The sequence below is a fragment of the Pseudofrankia sp. EUN1h genome (assembly GCF_001854645.1).
Taxonomy (GTDB): Bacteria; Actinomycetota; Actinomycetes; order Frankiales; family Frankiaceae; genus Pseudofrankia; species Pseudofrankia saprophytica.
Window position 1 is genome coordinate 49,126 of the sequence record NZ_MBLN01000084.1, and the last position, 24,719, is coordinate 73,844.

Genomic DNA, 24,719 nt, shown 5'->3' on the forward strand with positions numbered 1-24,719 from the left:
GCGATGTGRCTGTAGGAGACATGGAAGAAGCTGACGTCGACATCGTCATCGTGGGTGCGGGCATCCTGGGGATCAACCAGTTATATCGTGCGCGCCAAGACGGGTACTCCGTGCGACTGCTGGAACAGGRCGACGGGGTCGGCGGTACGTGGTACTGGAACCGTTACCCGGGGTGCCGTTTCGACTCGGAGAGCTACACCTACGGCTATCTCTTCTCCGCGGAGCTCTGGCGGGACTGGGAGTGGAGCGAGGAGTTCGCCRCACAACCCGAGACCGAGCGCTACCTCAACCACGTGGTCGACAGGTTCGACCTGCGCGACTCCATCCGGTTCGCCAGCTTGGTCGTCGCCGCCGACTGGGATGAGGAGTCGCGGACGTGGACGACCCGGACCGAGGATGGGCTCGTCGTTCGTTCGACCTACCTGATCAGCACGACCGGCGTGCTCTCGGTGCCGCTCTATCCGGAGGCGCCTGGTCGCGAGACGTTCGCGGGCGAGCAGTACCACACCGGACGGTGGCCCAAGGCGCCCGTGGACGTCGCGGGCAAGCGGGTGGCGGTGATCGGTACCGGCTCGAGCGGGGTGCAGGTCGCGCCGCTGATCGCCGACGAGGCCGTGTCGCTGACGATCTATCAGCGCACCCCCTCGTGGTGCACCCCGCTGAACAACCGCCCGATCTCCGCAGCGCGGCAGGCCGAGCTCAAGGGCAGCTTCGAGAAGATTCGCGACGCCCTGGCGGTGTCGTTCGCGGGATTCCTGCACGAGCGCTCCGACCGCAAGACCTTCGACGACTCGAAGGTCTTGCGCTGGGAGTTCTACGAGACCATCTGGAACAGTCCCGGATTCGCCAAGATGAGCAGCAACTACAAGGACATGCTGCTAGACCCGAAGGCCAACAAGGAGTGGTGCGAATTCCTCGAGGAGAAGATCCGCGGCATCGTGACCGACCAGTCGGTCGCTGACCGGCTCATTCCCGACCACGGTTACGGTGCGCTGCGGCCGCCCTTCGTCGCGGGCTTCTACGAGATGTTCAACAAGCCGAACGTCGAGCTGGTCTCGACCCGTGAGACGCCGTTCGTCCGAGTCACGCCGACCGGCATCGAGACGACGGACGGGGCGCGCGAGTTCGACTTCATCGTCTGGGCGACCGGCTTCGACTTCGGCACGGGCGCCATGCTGCGGATGGGCATCGACGGCGTCGACGGACTGTCCCTGAATGAGTACTGGGCCGAAGGCCCGCGGACCTTCCTCGGTCTCATGTGTCACCGGTTCCCGAACTTCTTCTTCCCGGGCGGCCCGCACGGCGCGGCGGGCAACAACCCGCGCTACGGCGGTGACCAGGTCGACTTCGTCGCCGACCTGTTGAACCACGCACGCGAGCACGGCAACAACCGCGTCGAAGTCCCGCTCGCGGACGAGGAGCAGTGGGCCGAGACGATGGCGAACGCGCTGCGGTACACCAGCTTCGTGGAGCATGGCCAGTACTACGGGACGAACGTGCCGGGCAAGCCCCGGCGGTTCCTGCTCAACCCGGCGGGCCGGCCGGCGCTGCTGCGACTGATAGCGAAGACCGTCGAGAGCGACTACGCGGGCTTCCTTGCCTGACCGGGATGGGAGCGCCTCGCGGCGGCCCCGGCTCGTCGAGCCGTCAGAGGAAGACCGGCTCGCAGCGCGCGAAGTGTTCGTGACGAGAGGAATGTCATGGCCCACCTCTTTCCGCGGGCTGACGGGCAGCCGTTGGCGTGAGCAGCTCGTAGGCCATCGACGGGCCCGGGTCCACCTGCTGAAGATCGGTCTCGGCCTCGACCAAAAAGTAGCTCGTGACTGGACAGGAGCGACCGACGATGGCGCGCATACCACCGATACCAAGGACTGAATGGCCGCCGGAGCTTACGGACTTTATTGCCAGCTACCGCTCGGCGGTTCGCGGCGACCGGCCGGAGGAAGGCCGCCAGGGCGGGTCCAACCTGTTCGGCACGCTGGCCCGCTACCCGCAGCTGGCCAGGGCGTTCCTCGCCTTCAACGGCCATCTGCTGTACGGGTCGGCGCTGTCGGCCCGGCAGCGGGAGCTTCTCATCCTGCGGGTCGCGTCGCTGCGGCGCTGCGACTACGAGTGGGCGCAGCACAGCATCCTCGGCAAGGCCGCCGGGCTGCAGCCCGCGGAGATCGACCGGATCGCCCAGCCGGCGGACATGTCGGGCTGGTCGGCCACCGAGCAGGCCCTGCTGAAGGCAGCCGACGAGCTGGTCACCCACGGCGCGATCAGCGGCGAGACCTGGAACTCGCTCGCCGGCGAGTTCGACGACCGGCAGCTCATGGACGTGGTGTTCACCGTGGGCACCTACGAGCTGGTGGCGATGGCGCTGCGCTCGTTCGGCGTGGAGCCCGAGGCCGACCTTGTCCCCCACCTCCCCGGCTCCTGGTGAGCGCCGCGGGAGACCGGCGGAGCACCTCGCCAGGACACGGCGCCGGAAGCCGGCGGGACATGCCATTCATCCGGCCCGGAGCGGTAATGCGCGAGCGCGAGGAGGCGGCGCGTTCTTCACACGGGTCGAGGAGGCCCCGGCCGCCAACAATCCCTGTCCATCATCACTCGGTCCACCGCGTCTCGGTGGTCCGCCACCAGGCCGCCGGCTGACCGACAGGAGGGGCGCCCATGAGCCCTGAACCAGACACGCTTGTTTCTTCACCCACCGTGTTGTCCATTGTGTCGRGACCGCCGTTAGCCACCGAGCCGGGGCTGGGGGTGCTCACGCTGCCTGGCTACCTGCGTGAGGTCTGCGGGCGTTTCGCCGAGCGCGAGGCGCTGGTCCTGCGCGCGGCCGGGGGCGCGGTCACTCGCTGGACCTACGCCGAGCTGTGGGAACGGGCGTTCGAGGTCGCGAGCGCGCTGCGCGCCTGCGGGGTGGGCCGGGACAGCCGGGTCGGTGTGTTGATGACCAACCGGCCGGAGTGGGTGGCGTCGGTGTTCGGCGTATCGCTCGCCGGTGGCGTGGCGGTGGCGTTGAGCACCTTTTCGACGCCGAGCGAGCTCGAGTACCTGCTGCGGGCCTCCAGCGTCGGCGTGCTGCTGGTCGAGCGGGACGTGCTGACGAAGGACTTCGTCGACATGCTGACCGAGCTCGAGCCGGAGATCGTCAAGGCGGCGCCTGGTGAGCTGCAGTCGGCGAAGTTCCCGTTCCTGCGCCGGCTCGTCGCCCTCGGCCAGGGCGCGTCCGGCGGTGCGGTCGAACCGTGGGAGGCGTTCCTCACGCGCGGGCACCGCGAGCCGCGGGAGCTGGTCGAGGCGACGGCCGATGCGACGCGGCCGAGCGACCCGGCGCTGCTGTTCTTCTCCTCGGGCTCCACGAGCCGGCCCAAGGGCATTCTCAACTCGCACCGCGGCGTGGCCCTCCAGTTGTGGCGTTTCCCTCGGATCTACCGGTTCTCCGAGCAGGACCATGTTCGCTGCTGGGTCGCCAACGGCCTGTTCTGGTCCGGTAACTTCGGCATGGCGATCGGTGGCACCTTCTCCAGTGGCGGCACCGTGGTGCTGCAGCCCACGTTCGTCCCCGCCGAGGCGCTCGAGCTGATGCAGGCGGAGCGGGTGACCTTCCCGTTCGCCTGGCCGCACCAGTGGGCACAGCTCGAGGAGGCGCCCAACTGGAACGACGTGGACCTGAGCGCCATGCGGTTCACGGACGCCGCCACGCCGATCGCGCGGCACCCGACCGTGTCGGCTGTCTGGCACGAGCCCGGCCACGCCTACGGCAACACCGAGACCTTCACGATCTCCACCTGTTTCCCCGCGAACACGCCGCCAGAGGAGCACAAGGGCAGCAGCGGCAAGCCGCTGCCCGGCGTCACGGTCAGGATCGTGGACCCGGCGACGGGTGTCGTGGTCCCGCGCGGCGAACGCGGCGAGATCTGCGTCAGGAGCCCGACCCTGATGCTCGGCTATCTCGGGGTTCCGCTCGACGAGTCCCTGGACGCCGATGGCTTCTTCCGCACCGGAGACGGTGGGTATCTCGACGACGCCGGCCTGCTCTTCTGGGAGGGCCGGCTCACCGACATCATCAAGACCGGCGGCGCGAACGTCTCACCGCGGGAGGTGGACGAGGCACTGGTGGCCATTCCCGGCGTCAGACTGGCCCAGACCGTCGGTGTTCCGCACGCAACGCTCGGCGAGGTCGTCGTCTCCTGTGTCGTGCGGCACCCGGACGCGAGCATCGAGGCCGACGAGATCCGCCGGCTGCTGCGGACGCGACTGGCGAGTTACAAGGTCCCGCGCCAGGTGCTCTTCTTCGACGAGGACGACATCACGATGACCGGCTCCGCGAAGATCAAGACCGGCGAGCTGCGCGAGCTGGCCGCCAAACGGCTGGCGGAACTGGCGCCTACCACGTCAAGGGAGAAGTGACGGTGGCCGCGCTGGTGACGGAAAAGCTGGGAGAGGTCATCGGGGCCACGGCCAAGGGCGTCGACGTCGACCGCCTCCTGCATGACGAGGACCTGCCGTCGGCGTGCCTGGAGACGCTCGAGACGCGGGGCGTGCTGCTGTTCCGTGAGCTGCACATCGACGACGCCGCCCAGGTCGCGTTCTGCCGCAAGCTGGGCGAACTCGCGGTCTTTCGGAGATATCGAACCCCCGAGATCATGGAGATCAGCTTCGATCCGGCAAACCCGAACAAGTCATACTTCGAGAGCAACGTCCACTGGCACATGGACGGCGCGCTCGACGGCGGCCCCCCACCGAAGGCGTCCGTGCTCAGCGCCCACGTGGTCACCGCCGACGGCGGCGAGACGGAGTTCGCCAGCACCTACGCCGCCTACGACGCGCTGTCCGCCGCGGAGAAGAAACGGTTCGCCGGCCTGCGGGTCGTGCACACGTTCGAGGCTGCGCAGCGCCTGAGCTACCCGGACCCGACACCCGAGCAGCTCGCCGACTGGCGCGGGCCGCGCCGGCCGCCCCGGGAGCACCCGCTGGTATGGCGGCACCGGTCGGGTCGCAACTCGCTGGTGTTCGGCGCGACGGCCTCACACATCCCGGGGCTCGCGCCCGACGAGAGCCGGGCCCTGCTCGACGACCAGCTGGCCCGGGCCACCGCCCCGGACCGAGTGCTGCGCCATACCTGGACGGTCGGCGACATGGTGATCTGGGACAACCGCGGCCTGGTCCACCGGGCGTGCCCCTTCGACCACGCCCAGGAGCGCCGCATGCACCGCAGCACACTCCTCGGCGACGAGCCAATCCAGTGACCTTTTCCGTCCAACCGGACTGGATTCATTCTGTCATTAGCTCGGAATCGGGAGGGAACAGCTTCAGTGAGCGGACGCATCGCAATTGTCACCGGTGGCGCCTCAGGTATCGGCGCGGCCATCGCCCGACGGCTGGCGGACGACGGCAACGCCGTCGCCGTGTTCGATCGAGACGGCGCGGCCGCGGATGCCCTGGCCGTCTCGATCGAGGCGGCCGGCGGCAAGGTGATCGGCGTGGACGTCGACGTGACGGACCGCGCGGGCATCGATGCCGGCGTCGACGAGGTGCGCGGGCGGCTCGGCTGCCCGACGATCCTCGTCAACAACGCCGGGATGGCCTCCCACCGCCCGTTCCTCGAACTCACGCTCGAGACGTGGAACCAGACGCTCGCCGTCAACCTCACAGGGACGTTCCACTGCTGCCAGGCCGTTCTCCCCGGCATGATCGGCGAGGGCTGGGGGCGCATCGTCAACATCTCCTCGTCGAGCGTCCACAGCGGCGTGCCGCGAATGGCCTCCTACGTCGCGGCCAAGTCGGGCGTCGTCGGCCTCACCAAGGTGCTGGCCCGCGAGTTCGCCCGCCAGGGCATCACCGTCAACACGATCCCGCCGGGCTTTATCGACACCCCGATGCTGCGCCAGTCGGCAACGGAAGGGCTGGCCAGCGTCGAGGCGCAGACCGAGGCCACCCCGGTCGGCCGGATCGGCCGTCCGGAGGATATCGCCGCCGCCTGCGCGTTCCTCGTCAGCGAGGAGGCCAGTTACATCACCGGCCAGATCCTCGGCGTCAACGGCGGCCGCAACACCTGACCGGTCCAGATCCCGATGCCGCTGCGGACGATCGTGAGGGCCTGTAAGAACAACGGCTCTGTCCCATATTCGGTAGTGACCGTCTGTTAGCGGGTGTTGATGGCGGCAGCCGCCCGCCAACGCCGTCGAATCCGGACAGGTCGCGATCGAACGCGAGATGAGCAACCGCCGTAGGGAGGTCCCAGAAGCCGCGCCGTAGAACAAATCCGTCGCGCGTCGGTACGCGATGGCCACTGACTCTGCGTCACCACCGGATGCGCGACAGAGCCGCTGGTGAAACAGTCCCGGTCTGACGCGTTCGGTCACGTTGGGGCACATGGGACAGGGCCGATCGTTAGCATCCTGCGGGTGGGCAGACTGGACCGGATCGACATGCAGGTCCCGACCTCGACGGGCACCGTGACCGTGCCGGCTCGGTTCGAGGGGCCGCCGGGAAGCGCGAACGGCGGCTGGATCGCGGGTACGGTGGCCGAGCGTCTCCCCGAGCAGGACAGCTCGGCCGGGTCCGGATGGGCGGCCGAGGTAGTGTTGCGGGCACGGACACCGCTGGACGTCACGCTGACCGTCGAGGCGGCGGTCGACGGCGGAGTGCGCCTCCTGCACGACGGGACGCTGTTGGTCGAGGCACACGCCGTACCGGACAGCATCCGCGCCAATCCGGCACCCTTCATCGAGCTCGCGGCGGCCGAGCAGGCGGCGGCGGCATTTCCCGGATTTCCTGGCGGCGGCGGGCACCCGTTCCCGAACTGCTTCGGGTGTGGCACCGGCCGCGCGCCCGGCGATGGGCTGCGGCTGCTCGCCGGCCCGGTCCCCGGCGGACCGCCCGGCCTGACGGCCACCCCGTGGACCGTCCACCCGTCACTCGCCAGCGCCGATGGCACGATCGGTCGGCACCTGTTGTGGTCAGCCCTCGACTGCGCGTCCTTCTGGGTACACCAGGCCGCCCTGCCGACCGAGGCACTGGCTGCGCTGCTGGCCCGCCAGACCGTCGCCGTCGCCGGATCGGTGCTTCCCGGCGAGACCTACGTCGTTGTCGCGCGCGCAGACTCGGCCGAAGGCCGCAAGCTGCGCGCCTCCTCCGCTCTCTACGCCCGGGACGGCATGCTGGTCGCCGCCTGCGCCACCCTCTGGATCCGTATCCCGCCCATCACGCAGCCCTGACTGGCTGGTCTGCTGCCACTTGGCCCAGCGGCACGTCTCCGACGACCTCGCCACCGAGCAGGCCCGACGGGCAATCGAGGAGAGCAACGCCAAGCTGGCCCGCTACCGAGCCGCGCTGGACGCCGGCGCCGACCCCGCGGTCGTCACCGGCTGGATMGCACAGGCCCAGGCGGAGAAGACCACCGCCGAGCGGGACCTCCGCCAAGTACGGCAAGGACAGGAACGACAGCTCACCCGCGAGGAGATCAGCAACCTGGTCACGTCCCTCGGCGACGTAGCCACAGCACTCGCCGAAGTGGAACTAGTAGAGAAGACGGACCTGTACCGCCACCTGGGCCTACGGCTGACCTACCAGGTCGAGACCAGCACGGTGAAGGCCGACCTGAAGATCGACGACGCCTACCGTGGGGTAATGGATCGTGTCCAAGGGGGGTTCAACCCATTCCTACATGATCGGCCTAAGCGAGGTCTTCGACMTTGCCCTCCTGGCCGGAGGGACCGGGGCACACCGATGACCCGCACCCATACGACGGCGGTCCCAGCCGGCGAAAACCAGCCAGAGGCGATCACTATGCCAGCGGCAGCCGCAGGACCTGCGTCCCCTCATCCCAGCGGCCAACTGGCCGCGGCTCCGCCTGGTCACCGTACTGAGCACCGTCGTCGTCGCGCTCAGCCTCCCGTTCGGGCTTGGCTCGGCAACGACCTGTGGGGTGCAACCGCACGGTCAGGGCGCTGAACTGAGCAGACACCGCGACGGGAGATCATGGCGGGCTCGGTGTCGACAATCGTGTTCCTGCGCTGGTGGTGCAGGACGAGAGTTCCCAGGTCCTTCGCGCGGTCCCCGCGGGTCTGAAGCGCCATCAGTCCGAGGACGTTGCACGCCGGGCCGTGGAGCAGGGATCACACTATGCCAGCCAGCCTGCCCGACACGAGTCCTGCGGACACGCATACGTACAGGTCATCGCCCGAATCGAAGTTCTGATGCTCTACACGGCGTTGGCGTTCGATGAGCTGGCAGGCGCAGCGGCCGGGCGGGGCGCGGATAGTGATGTGTGGGGCCCGTCCGCCGCTGAGCGTGGGGATGATTGTCGTGCCGCGCGAAGTCCGGGTGGACGCCGGCGATTCGTGCTATCCCCACCTGGAAGACAGGGGGCCGCGCCCTCGCGGCGGAGGGCTCACAATCGGCAGTCTCGAGGCATGACCTCCAAGGAAAATCCTCAGGTGGCGGCGATCCGCGCGCTTGGCCTGACGAAACGCTATGGCGGCAAGACGGTCGTCGATGATCTAAGTTTTTCGGTCGTTCCTGGCAGGGTGACCGGTTTTCTCGGTCCGAACGGTGCTGGGAAGTCCACCACGATGCGGCTGGTGCTTGGTCTGGAACGGCCGGACGCTGGTACAGCGACCGTCTACGGTCGGTCGTACGCCGAGCTCGACGCCCCACTGCGCCGGGTGGGCGCCATGCTGGAGACGAGATCGTTCCACCGGGGCCGGTCGGGACGGAACCACCTGCTGTGCCTGGCCCAGTCGCAGGCCCYCCCCATCCACCGGGTGGACGAGGTGATCGACCTCGTCGGGTTGCGGGACGCGGCCGACCGCCGGGCTGGCGGCTACTCCCTCGGCATGGCGCAGCGCCTCGGCATCGCCGCCGCGCTGCTCGGCGACCCGGGGGTCGTGGTCCTCGACGAACCGGTCAACGGCCTTGATCCGGAAGGCGTCCGGTGGCTTCGGAATCTGCTGAAGCGGTTGGCCACCGAGGGCCGCGCCGTGCTGGTCTCCTCGCACCTGATGAACGAGATGGCCGTGACCGCCGATCACCTGCTCATCCTCGGCCGGGGCCGGCTGCTTGCGGACTGCTCGACTGGGGACTTCGTCGAGCGTTACACCGACCCGCGGCTCTACGCCGCCACTCCTGCCGTCGCCCGACCGGCACTGCTCGAAGAGGCATTCATGCGACTGACGGCTGGCTCGGTCGAGTACGCCGCGAAGGGAGCATCATGACCGCCACGATCGCGTCTCGCAGGGGGGCTGCTGCCGTTCCGGATGCCGCCAGGGTCGCCGGGTTCGGCGACCTGTGTCGGGCCGAGTGGACGAAAATCAGGACGGTGCGCTCGACCGGCTGGTCCCTGTTCGCGATGGCGGTGATCTCGCTTGGGTTCACCGTCTTCGCCTCCGCCGCGCTCATGTCGTCGTGGCCGACGCTCGACGCGGCGACGAAGGAACGTTTCACCTCCGACAACGTCGCCGTGATCCTGCAGCCCGGCGCCACATTCGGCCAGCTCGCCGTAGGTGTCCTCGGTGTCCTGCTGATGGCGTCGGAGTATGCGACCGGGATGATCCGCGCCTCGGTGCTCGCGACCCCGCGTCGGACGCCGATCCTGGCGGCGAAGGCCGTCGTCTTCGGCGGTCTGCTCTTCCTGGTGGCGGAGGCGGTGGCGGTGGCGGCGTTCCTCGTCGGCTCGGCCATCACGAGCGAGCACGCCTCGACGTCGATCGGCGACGCCACCACGGTGCGCGCGATCCTCGCCTTCGGGGTGTTCATGGCGCTGACAGGCCTGATCGCGCTCGCCATCGGCGCGATCGTGCAGCACCCGGCCGCGGGCATCGGCGCGATGGCCAGTCTCCAGTACGTGGCGCCGCTCGTGCTGAGCCTGTTGCCGGGCTCGTTCGCCGAGCACCTGGTCGCCGCGCTGCCCGTGACCAGCGGCCTCGTCGTCATGAGCAACGGTCACGACGTCAACGATGTCTACCCGCCGCTGGCGTGCCTGGGAATCCTGGTGGTCTGGACGGCGGTGCTGCTCGCCACCGGGTTCGTCTCGGTCAAGCGCCGGGACGTGTCCTGACCGGCCGGGCGAGACGACGACGTACCGGGGCGACGCACCGATGGGCAGGTGGACCGTGGACGGCGGACGACGAGGAGCCGGACGGTGAGGAGCCCGACGGCACGAGGGTGGGGTGGGCGCGGTCTGGGTGCCGCACTGCGGACGGCCTACGGTGCGCGCGCCTGGCGGGAATGCCTCTACGCGCTCGTGAGCCTTCCGACCGCCTGCGTAGGCGTGGCCGCCGTCGTCGCCACCGTGCTGGTGGGCGCGCTGTCGGCGACGGTGTTCGTCGTCGCACCTGTGCTGATACCGGTGCTCGCGTTCGACCGGGGCCTCGCGAACGTCCAGCGGTGGCTGGCCGGCTCGCTGCTGTGGCTGCCTGTCGCCAGACCCGACCGGCCCCGGCGGCGGCGGGGGGTCCTCGGCTTCCTCACCTACCATCTGGCCGACCCGGTCGCCTGGCGAGCCGTGGGCTGCTTCGCCGTCCGGATCCCGGCTGGCGCGGTCCAGTTCGCGGCCGGTTTCCTGCCCTGGGCCTACGGCGCAACGTTTCTGTTCTATCCAGTGCTGTCGAAGGTCATCGGGTCGCGCGAGGCCGACGCCGGCAGGGCCGAGCGCTCCTACGGCTTCCAGCTCGGGCACTTCTACCTCGACAGCTGGCCGCTGGGGCTGGCGGTCAGCTGCGTCGGCGTGCTGGTGCTGGCGGCGGCGCCCTGGCTCACCCGGGCCGTGCTCGGCCTCGACCGTTGGTTGTTGCCGAAGCTGCTCGGCCCTTCGGACAGTTCGTTGCGGATCAGAGAGCTGGAGGAGACCCGGTTGCATGCGGTCAATGAGGCCGCCTCGACGCTGCGCCGGGTCGAGCGTGACCTGCACGACGGTGCRCAGGCCCAGCTCGTCGCGCTCGGGATGCGGCTCGGGCGGGCCGAGAGCCGGCTCGACAAGGCCGACGTCGCGCGGGCACGGGAGCTGGTCCGGGAGTCACGCGACGAGGTCAAGACGATCATCGTCAATCTTCGCGAACTGGTGCGAGGAATTCACCCACCCGCGCTCGATGCCGGCCTCGAACCGGCGCTTGCCACGCTCGCCGCCCGAGGGCTGATCCCGACCACGGTCCGAGTAGACCTGCCGAGCCGGCCGCCGGCCTCAGTCGAGACCATGCTGTACTTCGCCACCACCGAACTGCTGGCCAACGCCGGGAAGCACAGCCAGGCGACGGCCTGCTCGATCGGCATCGCGACCGACAGCGACACCCTGCGCCTGACCGTCAGCGACGACGGGATCGGGGGAGCCAGCTACGCCGGTGCCGGCAGCGGGCTGCGTGGCCTCGCGGAACGCGTGCACACGCTGGGCGGCTCACTCGCGGTCAGCAGTCCCCCGGGCGGCCCCACCATGATCACCGTGGACGTTCCGTTCAGGGACCGGAAGACTGAGGCTGACCCGTGCGGATAGTGATCGCGGAAGACACGGTGGTCCTGCGGGTAGGCCTCGTCCAACTGCTCGTCGAGGAAGGTTACGAGGTCGTGGCCGCCGTGGCAGACGGCGAGGCGCTGAAGGCCGCGGTCGGTCAGCTCCGACCGGACATCGTCGTCTCCGACATCCGAATGCCACCTACCCACACCGACGAGGGACTGCGCGCCGTCATCGAACTGCGCGAGCGGGACCCGAACCTGAAAGTGCTGATCTTCTCCCAGTACGTCGAGACCCAGTACGCGAGCCGGCTGCTGGCACGCAGCTCGGCAGGAGTCGGCTACCTCCTCAAAGAACGCGTGCTGGACGTCAAGGACTTCGTCGACGCACTCGACCGGGTCGCAGCCGGCGGCACCGCGCTCGACCCCGAGGTGGTCAGCCAGCTGATCGGGGCAAGCCAGAGCCGCGCCGCCGTCGACACACTGAGCCCACGCGAGCGCGAGGTGCTGGCACTGATGGCCCAAGGGCGGTCGAACGCCGCGATCGCGCGACAGCTGACCGTCACCGAACGGGCCGTCGAGAAACACGTCGCGAATATCTTCACCAAGCTCATGCTGCCAGTCTCCGCGGCCGACCACCGACGCGTCCTGGCGGTGCTGCGCTACCTCGGTATCTGACGCATACGACCGACCCGACGGCAGTGACGAAAGCCCGCCCACCTGAGTTCGGATGTCCGCCACCTCATTGTCCAGATCGACAACGACCTGGCGGGTAGTACTTCTAGCGAGCGTGTCTGGCGAGCCAGTCGAGTTTTTGCAGGGCGACCAGCGCTGCACGGGCTGGTCGGGTCGCGGTTGGTCCGTGACCTCGCGGGCAGGTTGCCTGGGCCGGGCACGTGGACCCGGGTGCAACCCTGCGACCGGATATCGGGCACCCACAGCCACCTGGGACAGGCCTCTGCCGCAGTGAACCTGCTTGATGCGTTATCGACGTTCGGGCACGTTAGGTGCCGCGTCGCGGGTGGACCGCCTTGGTGTGCGGAGTCCMAGCGTGCGGCGGCCCGCCTCGATGACGTACTGGAGCAGGACGTCATCGTCGAGGCCGATCAGCCTCGGCGCGACCGCGCCGGGGATTCCGGCCAGCACGAGGGCGGCCTTGACCCGCCCGCTGGGGCCGCGGTCGACCTCGGCGAGAAGATTCAACTGACGGTTGATCAAGTCATCCAGGCCATGCTGGGTAAGCATGACATCGGTCACGCCAGGGTCGGCGGCCAACACCGAGAGCAGGGCACGATTGCGCACCGCGAGGTTGGCGTAGCCAACGAGCATGTACTCCGCCCGGGCCTGGGGAGTGCGTTGCGTCTCGGCCGTCTCGACGATGGTCCGCAACGGCTCGAGCACCGGCTCGACCGCCGCGAGGAGAAGCTCCTCGCGGGTATGGAAGTGGTGGTAGACCGCCGCCTTGGTAATGTCCAGCTCGTCCGCGATCATCTGCAGTGACGTGCCCGCGAAGCTGTGCCTGGTGAACAGGCGGACCGCCGTGTCGACGATGCGGCGCCGGGTATCGGTCACTCCGGGTGCCTTCAGCGCCGCCAGGCTCATGATCGCTCCTTGCCGAGTCTTCAAGGGGCCACAGCTTAGCTTGCCGACTGGCAAGTAATCAACCTGCCGATCGGCCAGTGCACGGCACCGTCGATGTGCGGCACGAACTTGTCGTTCGTAAAGCAAGATCCTAGCCGTTTAGCAGGTGACGTACCTTACGATCGGCTAGTCAACTCCTTGCCGAACGACTAGCGTCACCCGTGTCGCCGGGAGCCACGAATGCCGGCGGGACCCGAATCGCCACGCCTGCATCCAGGGCCCGTCTGTGGCTGGCGAATCCCAAACTCCCTTGAGCAGGAGACACTCATGGCCTCGTTCCTCTACCGGCTCGGCCGGTTCGCGTTCCGACGACGGTGGCTGGTCGCGGCGGTGTGGTTCGCGGTCCTCGCCGGCGCGCTGGCCGGCGCCGCCACCTTGTCCGGATCTACTTCCGACGCGTTCCGCATCCCGGGTACGCCGTCGCAGCAGGCGATCGACCTCCTCGACAAGCGGTTCCCGCAGGCGTCGGCCGGTGGCGCCACGGCGAATGTCGTGTTCGCCGCGCCGGACGGCCAGCGGCTCAGTGATATGCGGCCGGCTGTCGAGGACGCGATCGCACAGCTGAAGAAGGCTCCACAGATGGCCTCGGTCAGCGACCCGTTCCAGCCCGGCACGGTCAACAGCGCCGGCACCGTGGCCGTCGCGAGGGCGACCTACCAGGTGCCGTCGGCGGAGCTGACCGACCCGGCCCGCGGCGCGCTCACCGCCGTGGCGGACAAGGCCCGGGCCCAGGGCCTGACCGTCGAGGTCGGCGGCGACGCGTTGACGGTCAAGCCTGCGCAGGGCGCGGGTGAAGCCATCGGGATTGCCGTCGCCGCCGTGGTCCTGTTCATCACGTTCGGCTCGTTGGTGGCGGCCGGCCTGCCGCTGCTGACCGCGATCCTCGGTATCGCCATCGGTATCGGCGCGATCACTGCCATGAGCGGGTTCGTGAACCTGTCGTCGACCACGCCGACACTCGCCCTGATGCTCGGTCTGGCCGTGGGTATCGACTACGCGCTGTTCATCGTCTCCCGGTACCGGCAGGAAATCGCCACCGGACGCGATCGGGAGGAGGCTACCGGCCTGGCGGTCGGAACCGCTGGTTCCGCGGTGGTGTTCGCCGGCCTGACCGTCGTGATCGCGCTAGCGGCGCTGGCGGTCGCGGGAATTCCGTTCATTACCCAGATGGGGCTGGCCGCCGCGTTCACCGTGGCCGTCGCCGTGCTCATCGCGCTGACCCTGCTGCCGGCGCTGCTGGGCTTCGCCGGCGAGCGCATCTCCCGGAACCCCCGCGGGCTGCACGCCCGCGACCTGAAAGAGGCCGGTGCCACGCCGGCACCCAACATCGGCACGAGGCGGGCTGGGGCGATCGCCCACCGCCCGGTCCTCGCGCTGCTCATCGGCGTCATCGGACTCGGTGTCATCGCGATACCAGCCCTGGACCTGCGCCTTGGCATGCCGGACGACGGCTCCGCCCCGCCTGCCACCACCCAGCGTCACGCCTATGATCTGTTGGCAGGCGCGTTCGGGCCCGGCTTCAACGCGCCGCTGACCGTCACCATCGACGCGCGCGCCGGGTCGGCACAGGCAGCAGCGGACCAAGCCACGCAGACGATCCGTGGGCTCCACAACGTTGCCGCGGTATCCCCGGCCGTCATCAACCAGGCGGGCGACACCGCCCTGCTCACCGTCACCCCGACGACCGGACCAAGCGATGTTGCGACCGAGAAGCTGGTCCACGCCATCCGACAGCTCCCTAGCGCGCCCGGCACCGCCATCGGTGTCACCGGTCTGACCGCCATCAACATCGACGTCTCCACCAAGCTCGGCGACGCGCTCGTGCCCTACCTGATCGTCGTGATCGGCCTGGCGTTCGTCCYGCTCCTGCTGGTGTTCCGGTCGGTGCTCGTGCCGGTGATGGCCACCCTCGGCTTCCTGCTCAGCATCGCGGCCACGTTCGGAGCCGTCGTGGCAGTGTTCCAATGGGGCTGGCTCGCCAACCTGTTTGGCATCGAGCAGACCGGACCGATCCTCAGCCTCCTGCCCATCGTCCTGGTCGGCATCGTGTTCGGCCTCGCCATGGACTACCAGGTCTTCCTGGTCACGCGGATGCGTGAGGAGTACTCGCACGGCAGCRCCCCACGCCAGGCCATGATCACCGGGTTCGGCCACGGAGCCCGGGTCGTCACCGCCGCCGCATTCATCATGATCAGCGTCTTCGCCGGATTCATCCTGTCGCCCGAATCGATCGTCAAGTCGATCGGGTTGGCCCTCGGCGTCGCCGTGCTCTTCGACGCGGTGGTCGTGCGCATGACCATCATGCCAGCGGTGATGGCCCTGCTTGGCCGCGCCGCCTGGTGGCTGCCCCGCTGGCTCGACCGGATCCTGCCCAACGTCGACGTCGAAGGCGAGAAACTGCACCACCTCCTCGACGACGGACACGACCCCCTCGACGCCACCCACGAACGCGCACCGGTCTAATCGGACCCTCACCACGGACCCGCTGCCCACCGGCCGCGGGTCCGTTTACCTCTCCCGCGAAAGGAAGGACCCCGCCGCGACCGCCCAGTCGTACACACAGAACCTGCGCGGCATCGCCCTACCTCGGCGACCGTGGCGAAGGCGTCGTGGTCGGCGGCGGCCGTTCCGAGACGTTCCAGGAGTGCGGCGGTGATGGTGGGTCGACCTTGACCGTGACACCCCAGAGGTAAAAGCCGTCCAGGACGCCGCGGCCAAGAACGCTCCACACCTCGTCCCAGGCGGGTGTCTCGACGCCGCCTGCCCGCAGGCGGTCAAGGTAGTGCGCGAGAAGGTCGCGTTCGCGTTTTCTACGGTCCGCGTCGCTCAGCACGGAAGCGATGTGGTGGCCGACGTCGAGGTACCAGGGCCCCGTGGCCGCCGAAAATGCCATCCGCCCTCTCAGCACAGTCGCAGCCGTGGCTGCCGACCATGGCCCTCCTAGCACCCGGCCCTCACTCGTCGGGATCGGTGGCTGCGCGAGGATGCCACTTCGTGCTGCTTCGGCTGACCTACCTCGGTGTCACCAACGCCTTCGCGCTGCTGCGCCTACTGCCCCGCGGTGACCGTGACAAGGACATCGAGATCCTCACCCTGCGCCACCTGATCGCCGTGCTGTAACGCCAGCTCGACGCCAACGGATCCAGTTCCGACCCGCCGACCGCGCCCTGCTCGCCGCGCTCCTGCACACGCTGCCGCGGCCAACCCTGCGCCACCTGCGACTCCTCGTACGCCCGGACACCGTTCTGCGATGGCACCGCGCCTTGATCGCCCGCCACCACGCCGCCCTCTCCCGACCCAAGCAGCACGGACGGCCCCGTACTGTGGCCTCAATCCGCGCCCTGGTGCTGCGCCTTGCCCGAGAAAACAGCGGCTGGGGCTACCGCCGCATACACGGCGAGCTCCTGACCCTCGGCATCAAGATCGCCCCGCCCACGGTCTGGGAGATCCTGCACGAGGCAGGCATCGACCCGGCACCCGACCGGACCGCGACCAGCTGGGCCGACTTCCTGCGCTCCCAGGCCCACGCCATCCTCGCCGCCGACTTCCTCGAGACGGTGCCCCTGACCAGGACACGCCTCTACATCCTCGCCGTGATCGAACACACCAGCCGCCGCATCCGAATCCTCGGCACCACCGCACACCCCACCGCAGCATGGGTCACCCAGGCCGCCCGCAACCTCGCCATGGATCTGCAGGACGCCGCCTCGACCGCCGGCTACCTCATCCGCGACCGCGACGGCAAATTCCCAGCGCTGTTCGACGCGATCCTCGCCGACGCCGGGACCACGATCGTGCGCAGCGGCATCCACGTCCCCGCCTGAACGCGATCATGGAACGGTGGGTGCGAACTTGCCGCCACGAACTCCTCGACCGCACCCTGATCTACAACCAGCGGCAGCTCCTGCACGCCCTCCGCCAGTACGAGGCGTTTTACAACTCCCACCCCCACCAGAGCATCGCCAACGCCAGACCACTCCAACCGCTGCCCGAACCAATCACCGAGCCGGACCGGCTGACCCGTCTCACCGTCCGCCGACACGATCGCCTCGGCGGCATCCTGCACGAGTACGAACACGCCACCTGACCTGCCCGGACGTACTTTCGGCAGGTACAACGTCACCATAAACACCCCGCCCGGCCGCCGCGCCTGCCAGCTCACCGAACGCCAACGCCGTGGGGACTCCAGAACCCCGATTCGGCGACGGCCCCGAACAGCGCCAACACGGGACCGATCGTCGTCCCGATCCGGGCGATCAACCAAACAACTACGGCAAACCTCATGCCGCCGGCCTGYCCGCCGCCCGGCGCCCACCAACATCGACATCGACATCGACATCGCGAGTTAAGATTGTTCGCACCGCAAGGACCCATTCGAAGAAAGATCCACAGCTGGCATCGCCGGGCTTCACTCGATGCGACACGCCGCCGGTTCCCTTGGAATCTCGTCGCGGGCGGCACGCTAACGTGGGGCCACGAAAAATGACCGAATTGCCACTATTAACATAGATCTTTCGATGGGAGAGGGCGCGTCATGATCCTTCGTCGCCTGCGCGTGCGGACCTCTGCAGGGGCAATCGCGGCCGTGCTGGTCGGGCTTTCCGGCCTCACCGCCTGTGACATGCCGTCGAACTCGGCCACCAGCGGGGCCGCCGCCTGCCCGACCCAGGCACCAGGCGTGACGCCCACCTCCATCAAGATCGGACTTATCTATCCCGACACCGGGCCCGCCGAGATCGCCTCCGCCTTCAAGGCCGCCCGCAGCGGCGTCGAGGCGCGCATCGACCTGCAGAACGCCGCCGGCGGCGTCCACGACCGCGGGATCGACCTGGTATGGGGCGACGACCAGTCCGACGCCGAGACCTTCTCCAAGGTCGCGCACGACCTCGTCGACACCCAGCACGTCTTCGGCCTGATCGCCACCTCGATCGTCCTCGACGAGTCAGCCGGCTGGCTCGATAAGGAGACCATCCCGGTCACCGGAACCGGGACGAGCGCCACCTGGAGCAACCATCCCAACCTCTTCCATGCCGGCAACCTGTTCAACACCGGCGGTACCTCCGTCTTTGGCGACTTCGTCAAGGCACAGGGCGGCAGGAAGGCGCTCGTCGTCGTCGACCCGAACGTCGCGGCGTCCCGAAGCCTCGCGGCACAGTTCGTCCCCAGCCTGCGAAGCCGCGGTATCCAGATCGTCGACGAGGTCACCTACACCGAAGGGGTCACCGACCCAGCCAAGGTCGCCGACGAGCTGAAAAGTTCCGGCGCGGACACCCTCGTCGGCGCCGCCCAGTCSRGYSCCTTYATCGACATCTAYGCGMAGGCCAAGKCTCKYGGRGTCAAGATYAATGTGGCGTTGAAYGCYACCGGYTTCAGCCCCGGTCTGCTCGCCCAGCGAGGTCGCGACATGGCCGGAATGTCGATCATGTCAAGTGTCGCCGCGCAGGGCTCCCCCGCGATGAACGCCTACCAGAAAGCCATGACCGTATACGCGCCGGAGCTGGCGGACCCCACCGACGAGCTCGCCCTCGCCGGCTACGTGGCCGCGGACGAGATGATCCAAGGACTCCAACTCGCCGGACCCTGCCCCACCCGCCAGGCGCTCATCCAAACCCTCCGCAGGGTGACGGATTTCACCGCCAGCGGCCTGATCCCCCCGATCAACCTGTCCCAGCCCACCCAGCCGATCCTCTGCGAGAACTTCATCAACGTCGACTCGACGGGTGGTAGTTTCGCCGCCGTCCCACCACCCGCGGCACTCAACCGCGACGGTTACTGGTGTGGCGAACCTCTCTAATAACACCACGGCGCGGACCCTGGCGCCGGTCTTCGCCGGACAGGTCGCCGCGCCGCGGTCACCGAATGGCGACGTGCCAGCGCGACCGACGACGAACCGAACAACCGCGGTCCCGCCACACCGCGCACTACTTCATCGTCGAACTCGAGAGCGACATCAACTACAGGATCAACACTCGACTGTCGGCGAGCCAACAATCCACCTCCAGATGATCCGAGGTTGTGATTTTTGGCGGAATTCCTTAGCCCGCCGCCCCCTTCTCGCTCTCTCTAGGTTTCTTGTGTATCCAGGTCGACGTGGGCCGGGCGGGGTCCGCACGGCCTTGGCCGCTTGGATCGCTCTTCCCGGTCTTGTTCCAGCGACCGGCAGCCAGCCCCCTGCGGGGACGATCCCCGCAGGGGGCACGAGTTCCTGTTGCCTACGGGGGCGTAGAGTTGTCGTCAGGGAAGTCTTGAGGCCGGCGTCCGCATCGGAATTCGAGCAGGACGTCACGATCGGGTCCGTATCCTACGGACAAGGAGCTGCCTTTGCCTCGCCTCGGGATGCCTCCCCGTGTCGCCGTAGGTGTACGGCGTCGCGACAGGCTTCGAACGCATAGCGGCGGGTACCTCGGTGGCGATCTTCATAGAAAGACCCGAGGACCGACTTATCGACGCGCGGCAGCCCGGGTGTACGGCTGACGGACAGATCGACCGAGACATGCCGCCCCAGTCGCCACGCAGCCACCCCCAGACGTTGTCCTCGACGGTCAGCCAGCCGAAGGCATCGTGACGCTAGCAAGGCTGGCATATGCGATACAGCTCTCGCCACGCTGGCGATCTTCTGATCAGGTCGTCGCCATCGAACGGGTCCCCTTGCCGAAGAAAAGACCAGCCGTGCTGGCCAAGCTACGCAGCCACGACCGCCCCGTCGGGCCGAATGATCCCGCCGTAGTCGCGCTCAACAGAATCAACGCCGTTTCGCTCGGCTGTCTGCAGTCGACGTTTGGCGTCCTGGCTATCGACCTCGCCGAGCTCACCTTCGTATCCCTCTGCGGCGCGGCCGCTGTCGGAAGCTACCCGTCACGTCCGGACGTTCTCCAAGAAGGAGAAAAACTGTGATCTTGCTGCGTTCCCATCGAGCGCGGGCCGGGTTGGCCGGCGTCGCGGCGCTGGTGGCCGCGGTCACGTTCGCCTCGTGYAGCTCCACCACCGACAACGGCACCTCCTCGGCACCCGTCGACCTGGGCACGCCGATGGACGCCGCCGCCGCCAGCAAACTGGCGATCGAGAAGGCCGGGCCGATCCAGTTCGCGACCGGCAGCACGGTCCGCGGCGTCAACGGCAAGGTCATCACGATCGGTGGCGTCGCCGACGTCAAGGACACGACCGGTATCGAGAACTTCCCGGGCGTGTGCGACGGCGCGAAGGCGCGGTTCGAACGYGCCAACCGCGAGGGCGGRGTGAACGGYTACACCTTCTCCTACGYSGGCTGYRCCGAYAGCGGYGSCGAYCCSACSAMGTCCAAGGACGCCGTKACCGAGATGGTCGAGGACAAGAAGGTCTTCGGYCTGGTGCCCTTCACCGCGACGGTCTCCACCGTCGGGGACTACCTCAACGACAAGCACGTGCCCTACTTCGGCTGGGGCATCTCGAACGACTACTGCGGCTGGAACAACCGCCAGTTCGGCTTCTCCATCACCCAGTCGGTCGCCTGCACAGGTGTGCTGCCCGGGCAGACGTTCTACTCGTCCGCCGGCCTGGAAAGCTACCTGGCGGGTGCCGGCAAGAAGCCGGTCGACGTGAGCGCCGCGTTCGTCGGGCTGGGCGCCGCCGCTTCGGAGAACTCCGTCAAAAGCTTCGCGAAGATGGCCGTCGGGCTCGGCATGAAGGCACCCTACGCCAAGTCCCCGATCCCGGGCCCCGGGGCGCCGCCGCTGTCCGACTACACCCCGATCGCCCGCGACATCATCGCCAGCGGCGCGAACCTCGTCGCATCGACGACCGCCCCAGGCACGATCTTCCCGCTCGTCGCCGCGCTGCGCTCCTCCGGCTACACCGGCGACATCCTCATCTACTTCGCCGACCCACGCCTAGCCCCCCTCGCCGACCAGCTCGACGGCGTCTACGCCATGACGCCCAACTTCGGCTCCGGCGTCTTCCCCAGCGCCACCTTCAAGCAGATCGACGCCGACCTGAAGGCCGTCGGTTCCCAGGCCGACGCCAGCGCGTCGGGAACCCTGACCTCCTACGGCGCCGCCGACCTGTTCCTCAAGGCCTTCGCGAAGATCAACGGCTCGGTCACCACCGAGGCCCTCGCCAAGGTCCTCAACTCCGGGTTCGACTACCCCGCGCTCGGCAACGCGCTGTGCGGCTCCACCTGGCCCGCCGGACGCCTCCTGGGCAACGACTGCGCCGCCATCGTCCGCTTCGACGGCCCCAAGAAGACCATCGAACCGATCAAGGACCTCCAGACCTTCGGCCACGAATACCTCTTCCCCCTAACCTGACCACCTCCACGCACGACCCGAAGGCGGTGCGACCGATCCCCAGTCGCACCGCCTCGGCAATCTGGAGGCCGCACCGCCGGCCGGAGATCTGAGCGGTCCAATCAGACGCATCGACCGCCTCGGCGGCCTCCTCCACGAATACCAACGAGCCGCGTGATCAATTGCCTGACCTGCGCAATCGTCTAGTTGCACCCTTCAGGGAGGTTCTGGCCACGCGGGAACGCCAGCAGCCGGCTGATCCGGATGCCCTCGTTGGAGAGGCGTCCTTGCCTGTCAAGAAGCTCTCGTTTCGCCTCATCGAGCCCGGGTCGACCGCCTGCGTGCTGATCGACTCCATCAACGAATTCATCATTTCGGCTGCGAGCTCGGGGGCTTCGAGGTCCACAAATAGTCACGGCTCCGCGCTGACTGGAAACGTGGCCGTAACTTCGCCGAGCCCCTGGTATGTGGCGCGGATCAACGCGCCGGCCTCCACTGAGAAGAAGCTAGTCGATGAACTGGTAATGATGATGTCACCCGCTTTTACAGCCGCACCCCGTCGCATGCGGTTGATTCCGACGACGACTGGGAGAAAGGGGTTGTCGAAGGGGTGGCAGCCGATCACCGAGACGAGTTCACGGTCTGATTCGGTCAACCGCAACGCCACGTCCTCGAATGCCACCTCCCGCCACTGGGGGATCTCGTCACCGACCACGATACAGCCGTTGGAGATGTGGTCGGACAGCGAGCCGTACAACGACCCTTGACCATTGGAGGAGCCCGCGACGAAGCGTGATCCGATGACCTCGAACCCGACGACTGCCGTTACCGCGTCCATGATCTCGCCAATACTGTAATTACGGTCCTGCACGGGCAGGTCGCGGTCGACGCGAAACATGATCTCGGGCTCGATGAGCCGCATCGGCGAGATTAGGGCGGGGATCTCCGCGCCGCTTTGGTAGACGTCGTAGATCGGCGCATAGAACAGCGGGTGCATTGGCTTGTATACCGTATAGCTTTTCCACCCCAGCACCGGTCGGTCGATCCTGGCGCTCACGGCGTCGATGATTCGCTGTACATCCGCCGTGTGCTCCGGCGTCACGTCTGCCGGCAATCCAGCCAGCACCAACCGTCCCTTGCGTGCTGCCACGAGCATGTCTGCCGCGGACCGGATCTCGTCATCGGTGAGATGCTTCAYTGCGCGGAACCTCCTGTGCCGTGCGGTATCCGGCGATGACCCGGGCGACCGCTGCTTCGCAGAGCACGCGTGCTTGGAACGCGCCGGCCGGACCGATGGGATCCGCCCCGGCTGCAGTCCACAGTGCGACGCCGGCCACCACGACCCGCGCCTTGAGCCGGTGTCCTGCGTCAGGAATTTCAGGGGCTGGCTATTCCCGGTCCGGCCAGTCCGCCGGTCGGGTTGTTGTGAGGTGTTCGGGAGGGGCCGGTACCTAGTGTCTCGTGATGCTGCTTCCTTGTTGTTTCGACTCCAAGGATCAAGCATATGACCTGTGGAGATGACTTAGAGTGGCATAAAACGGTCCGGAATCACGAGACACTAGGGAAGGCCGGTCAGCCCTTCGGCAGGACCAGCGTCTGGGTCTCCAGGTAGGCATCGAGGCCCTCGATGCCCATCTCGCGGCCGATGCCGGACTGCTTGAACCCGCCGAAGGGGTTCTTCAGGTCCATGTAGGAACCGGAGTTGACGGCGAAGGAGCCGGTGCGTACCCGCTTGCCGACGGCCACRCCGTGTGCCTCGTCGGCGGTCCAGACGGAGCCGGACAGGCCGTAGGTGGAGTCGTTGGCGATGCGGACCGCGTCCTCCTCGGTGTCGTAGGGGATTACCGACAGGACGGGACCGAAGATCTCCTCCTGGGCGATCCGCATCCCGTTGTCGACGTCGACGAACAACGTGGGCTCGACGTACCAGCCGCTGGGGGCGTCCTTGGGGCGCCCGCCGCCGCAGACGAGCCGGGCACCCTGATCGATACCGGATCCGATCAGGCCTTCGACGCGGTCGCGCTGGCGGCTGGCGACGAGCGGGCCGACGATGGTCTCGGGGTCGTTCGGGTCGGCGGCCCTGGTGGCGGCGACGAGGTCGGCGAGTCCGTCGACGATCTCCTTGTAGCGGGAGCGGGGCGCCAGGACCCGAGTCTGCGCGGCGCAGATCTGGCCGCTGTTGGCGAACGCCGCCGGTATCAGTGCCGGCAGCACGGTCGAAAGGTCGGCGTCGTCGAGGACGATCGATGCCGACTTGCCGCCGAGTTCCAGCGTGCAGCGCTTGAGTTGCTCGCCGCAGATCGCGGCGACGCGCCGTCCGACGGCGGTGCTGCCGGTGAAGCACACCTTGTCCAGGCCGGGGTGGCGGACCAGGACCTCGCTCATCTCCCGGTCCGCGGCGATGATGTTGATGACGCCCGGCGGCAGGCCGACCGACTCCAGGACCTCGGCCAGCAGGTAGCCGGTCAGCGGCGACTCGGGCGCAGACTTGACGATCATGGTGGAGCCGGAGGCGAGGGTCGCCCCGATCTTCGAGGCCGTCAGGAAGAGCGGGACGTTCCAGGGAACGATCCCGGCGCAGACGCCGACCGGTGCCTTCGCCACCAGGATCCGGCCGAGGAGACCAGGCCGCTCCTGCTCGAACGGGAAGGTGTCGAGCAGCTCGGCGAAGCCGTCGAGCACCATGGCCGCGGCGAAGGTGTTGCCGAACAGCGCGAACGTGCTCGGCGCGCCCATCTCGGTGGTGAGGGTCTCGGCGAACTCCTGGGAACGGGCCTGGATCGCCGCCGAGATCGCGCGGATCATCGACGCTCGTTCGGCGGGCGAGGTGCCTGGCCACGGGCCGTCCTCGAACRCCGCGCGGGCGGAGGCGACGGCCGCGTCGATGTCGGCCTCGCTCGCCTCGGGGACGGTGGCGACGACCTCCTCGGTTTGCGGGGATATGACGTTGATCGCGCGGTCGCTCGCCGGCGCCACCCACGATCCGCCGATGTACAGGCTGTCCTTCACGATGGTCATCACGATCTCCGGATCTCGGCGAATGCCGCTGGACTTGGGAGGGCTGGTCAGAGGGGCCGCTCAGGCGGCGAGGGCTAGGAACGCCGCCGACGGGCGTCGGTCAGGCGGGAAGGATGCGGACCGGCCGCGCCGAGGTCGTTGGCGGATCCGTAAGCCTCGCGGAGGGGCCGGCCGGGTCCTGGGCCCCTGTCCACGGCGAGCCTGGTCACGAGGTACGGCTTCACCGTGGTCCTGGCGAGCGGCGTCAGTTCGACAGGGTGCGGATCCGGCGATCACCGGTGAGGTACGGGTCGGTGGCACCCCTTGCGGCAGCAGGTGCGTAGGCCACAGCCGCGATGCGACACCCGCCCATTGCCAGTCTCGGCG

At 68.2% G+C, this 24,719-nt stretch carries 18 protein-coding genes and 1 pseudogene; 15 read left to right on the forward strand and 4 right to left on the reverse strand.

The genetic code is table 11. The features are described 5' to 3' along the window. Nucleotides 1-20 precede the first annotated feature (20 nt). The 10 genes from BCD49_RS33790 (at nucleotide 21) to BCD49_RS33835 (ending at nucleotide 12,111) form a co-directional block, all read left to right on the forward strand. The gene (locus BCD49_RS33790) at nucleotides 21-1,604 is read left to right on the forward strand and encodes a flavin-containing monooxygenase (protein WP_071042312.1); all 1,584 of its coding nucleotides are present in this window, start codon (nucleotides 21-23) and stop codon (nucleotides 1,602-1,604) included. A 239-nt stretch (nucleotides 1,605-1,843) separates the two neighbouring features. Further along, the gene (locus BCD49_RS33795) at nucleotides 1,844-2,425 is read left to right on the forward strand and encodes a carboxymuconolactone decarboxylase family protein (protein WP_007514114.1); all 582 of its coding nucleotides are present in this window, start codon (nucleotides 1,844-1,846) and stop codon (nucleotides 2,423-2,425) included. A 230-nt stretch (nucleotides 2,426-2,655) separates the two neighbouring features. After that, nucleotides 2,656-4,398, forward strand: a complete 1,743-nt coding sequence (locus BCD49_RS33800) for a class I adenylate-forming enzyme family protein (protein WP_071042313.1) — start codon at nucleotides 2,656-2,658, stop codon at nucleotides 4,396-4,398. Between the two features lie 2 nt (nucleotides 4,399-4,400). Continuing rightward, a complete protein-coding gene (locus BCD49_RS33805; RefSeq protein WP_007514110.1) occupies nucleotides 4,401-5,237 on the forward strand; it encodes a TauD/TfdA dioxygenase family protein in 837 nt (278 codons plus the stop codon). Between the two features lie 66 nt (nucleotides 5,238-5,303). Next, on the forward strand, nucleotides 5,304-6,047 hold the full coding sequence (locus BCD49_RS33810; RefSeq protein WP_007514109.1) for an SDR family NAD(P)-dependent oxidoreductase: 744 nt from the start codon (nucleotides 5,304-5,306) through the stop codon (nucleotides 6,045-6,047). A 348-nt stretch (nucleotides 6,048-6,395) separates the two neighbouring features. Next, entirely contained in the window at nucleotides 6,396-7,208 is an 813-nt protein-coding gene (locus BCD49_RS33815; RefSeq protein ID WP_051466247.1) for a hypothetical protein, read from the forward strand. Between the two features lie 1,197 nt (nucleotides 7,209-8,405). Then, nucleotides 8,406-9,206: an ATP-binding cassette domain-containing protein gene (locus BCD49_RS33820; RefSeq protein WP_071042314.1), complete on the forward strand. Its 801-nt coding sequence runs from the start codon at nucleotides 8,406-8,408 to the stop codon at nucleotides 9,204-9,206. After that, nucleotides 9,203-10,048 (forward strand): ABC transporter permease, encoded by an 846-nt coding sequence (locus BCD49_RS33825; protein WP_007514106.1) that lies wholly within the window; start codon nucleotides 9,203-9,205, stop codon nucleotides 10,046-10,048. Before BCD49_RS33820 ends, BCD49_RS33825 begins: the two co-directional genes overlap by 4 nt. Before the next feature lie 84 nt (nucleotides 10,049-10,132). Beyond that, a complete protein-coding gene (locus tag BCD49_RS33830) occupies nucleotides 10,133-11,476 on the forward strand; it encodes a sensor histidine kinase (RefSeq protein ID WP_007514105.1) in 1,344 nt (447 codons plus the stop codon). After that, a complete protein-coding gene (locus tag BCD49_RS33835) occupies nucleotides 11,467-12,111 on the forward strand; it encodes a response regulator (protein ID WP_007514104.1) in 645 nt (214 codons plus the stop codon). Before BCD49_RS33830 ends, BCD49_RS33835 begins: the two co-directional genes overlap by 10 nt. Before the next feature lie 306 nt (nucleotides 12,112-12,417). Here BCD49_RS33835 and BCD49_RS33840 read toward each other — a convergent pair whose 3' ends face one another. Further along, complete coding sequence (locus tag BCD49_RS33840; RefSeq protein ID WP_007514103.1) at nucleotides 12,418-13,035, reverse strand: TetR/AcrR family transcriptional regulator; 618 nt, start codon at nucleotides 13,033-13,035, stop codon at nucleotides 12,418-12,420. A 306-nt stretch (nucleotides 13,036-13,341) separates the two neighbouring features. On the opposite strand from BCD49_RS33840, the gene BCD49_RS33845 reads away from it, so the two are divergent. Then, a complete protein-coding gene (locus tag BCD49_RS33845) occupies nucleotides 13,342-15,537 on the forward strand; it encodes an MMPL family transporter (RefSeq protein ID WP_071042315.1) in 2,196 nt (731 codons plus the stop codon). A gap of 118 nt (nucleotides 15,538-15,655) precedes the next feature. On the opposite strand, the gene BCD49_RS33850 is transcribed toward BCD49_RS33845, so the two are convergent. Continuing rightward, nucleotides 15,656-15,967: a hypothetical protein gene (locus tag BCD49_RS33850; protein WP_007514101.1), complete on the reverse strand. Its 312-nt coding sequence runs from the start codon at nucleotides 15,965-15,967 to the stop codon at nucleotides 15,656-15,658. A gap of 101 nt (nucleotides 15,968-16,068) precedes the next feature. Here BCD49_RS33850 and BCD49_RS46625 point away from each other — a divergent pair. The 4 genes and pseudogenes from BCD49_RS46625 to BCD49_RS33870 all read left to right on the forward strand — a co-directional run bounded on the left by BCD49_RS46625 (nucleotide 16,069) and on the right by BCD49_RS33870 (nucleotide 21,356). Beyond that, a pseudogene (locus tag BCD49_RS46625) lies at nucleotides 16,069-17,161 on the forward strand (integrase core domain-containing protein). 447 nt (nucleotides 17,162-17,608) lie between these two features. Next, nucleotides 17,609-18,868 (forward strand): ABC transporter substrate-binding protein, encoded by a 1,260-nt coding sequence (locus BCD49_RS33860; protein WP_071042316.1) that lies wholly within the window; start codon nucleotides 17,609-17,611, stop codon nucleotides 18,866-18,868. 767 nt (nucleotides 18,869-19,635) lie between these two features. Next, a complete protein-coding gene (locus tag BCD49_RS33865; protein WP_131803615.1) occupies nucleotides 19,636-19,968 on the forward strand; it encodes a hypothetical protein in 333 nt (110 codons plus the stop codon). After that, complete coding sequence (locus tag BCD49_RS33870) at nucleotides 19,965-21,356, forward strand: ABC transporter substrate-binding protein (RefSeq protein ID WP_071042317.1); 1,392 nt, start codon at nucleotides 19,965-19,967, stop codon at nucleotides 21,354-21,356. Before BCD49_RS33865 ends, BCD49_RS33870 begins: the two co-directional genes overlap by 4 nt. A 391-nt stretch (nucleotides 21,357-21,747) precedes the next feature. Here BCD49_RS33870 and BCD49_RS33875 read toward each other — a convergent pair whose 3' ends face one another. Continuing rightward, complete coding sequence (locus BCD49_RS33875) at nucleotides 21,748-22,485, reverse strand: hypothetical protein (RefSeq protein WP_206744937.1); 738 nt, start codon at nucleotides 22,483-22,485, stop codon at nucleotides 21,748-21,750. A gap of 422 nt (nucleotides 22,486-22,907) precedes the next feature. After that, a complete protein-coding gene (locus BCD49_RS33880; RefSeq protein ID WP_071042319.1) occupies nucleotides 22,908-24,353 on the reverse strand; it encodes an aldehyde dehydrogenase in 1,446 nt (481 codons plus the stop codon). Between the last annotated feature and the right edge of the window lie 366 nt (nucleotides 24,354-24,719).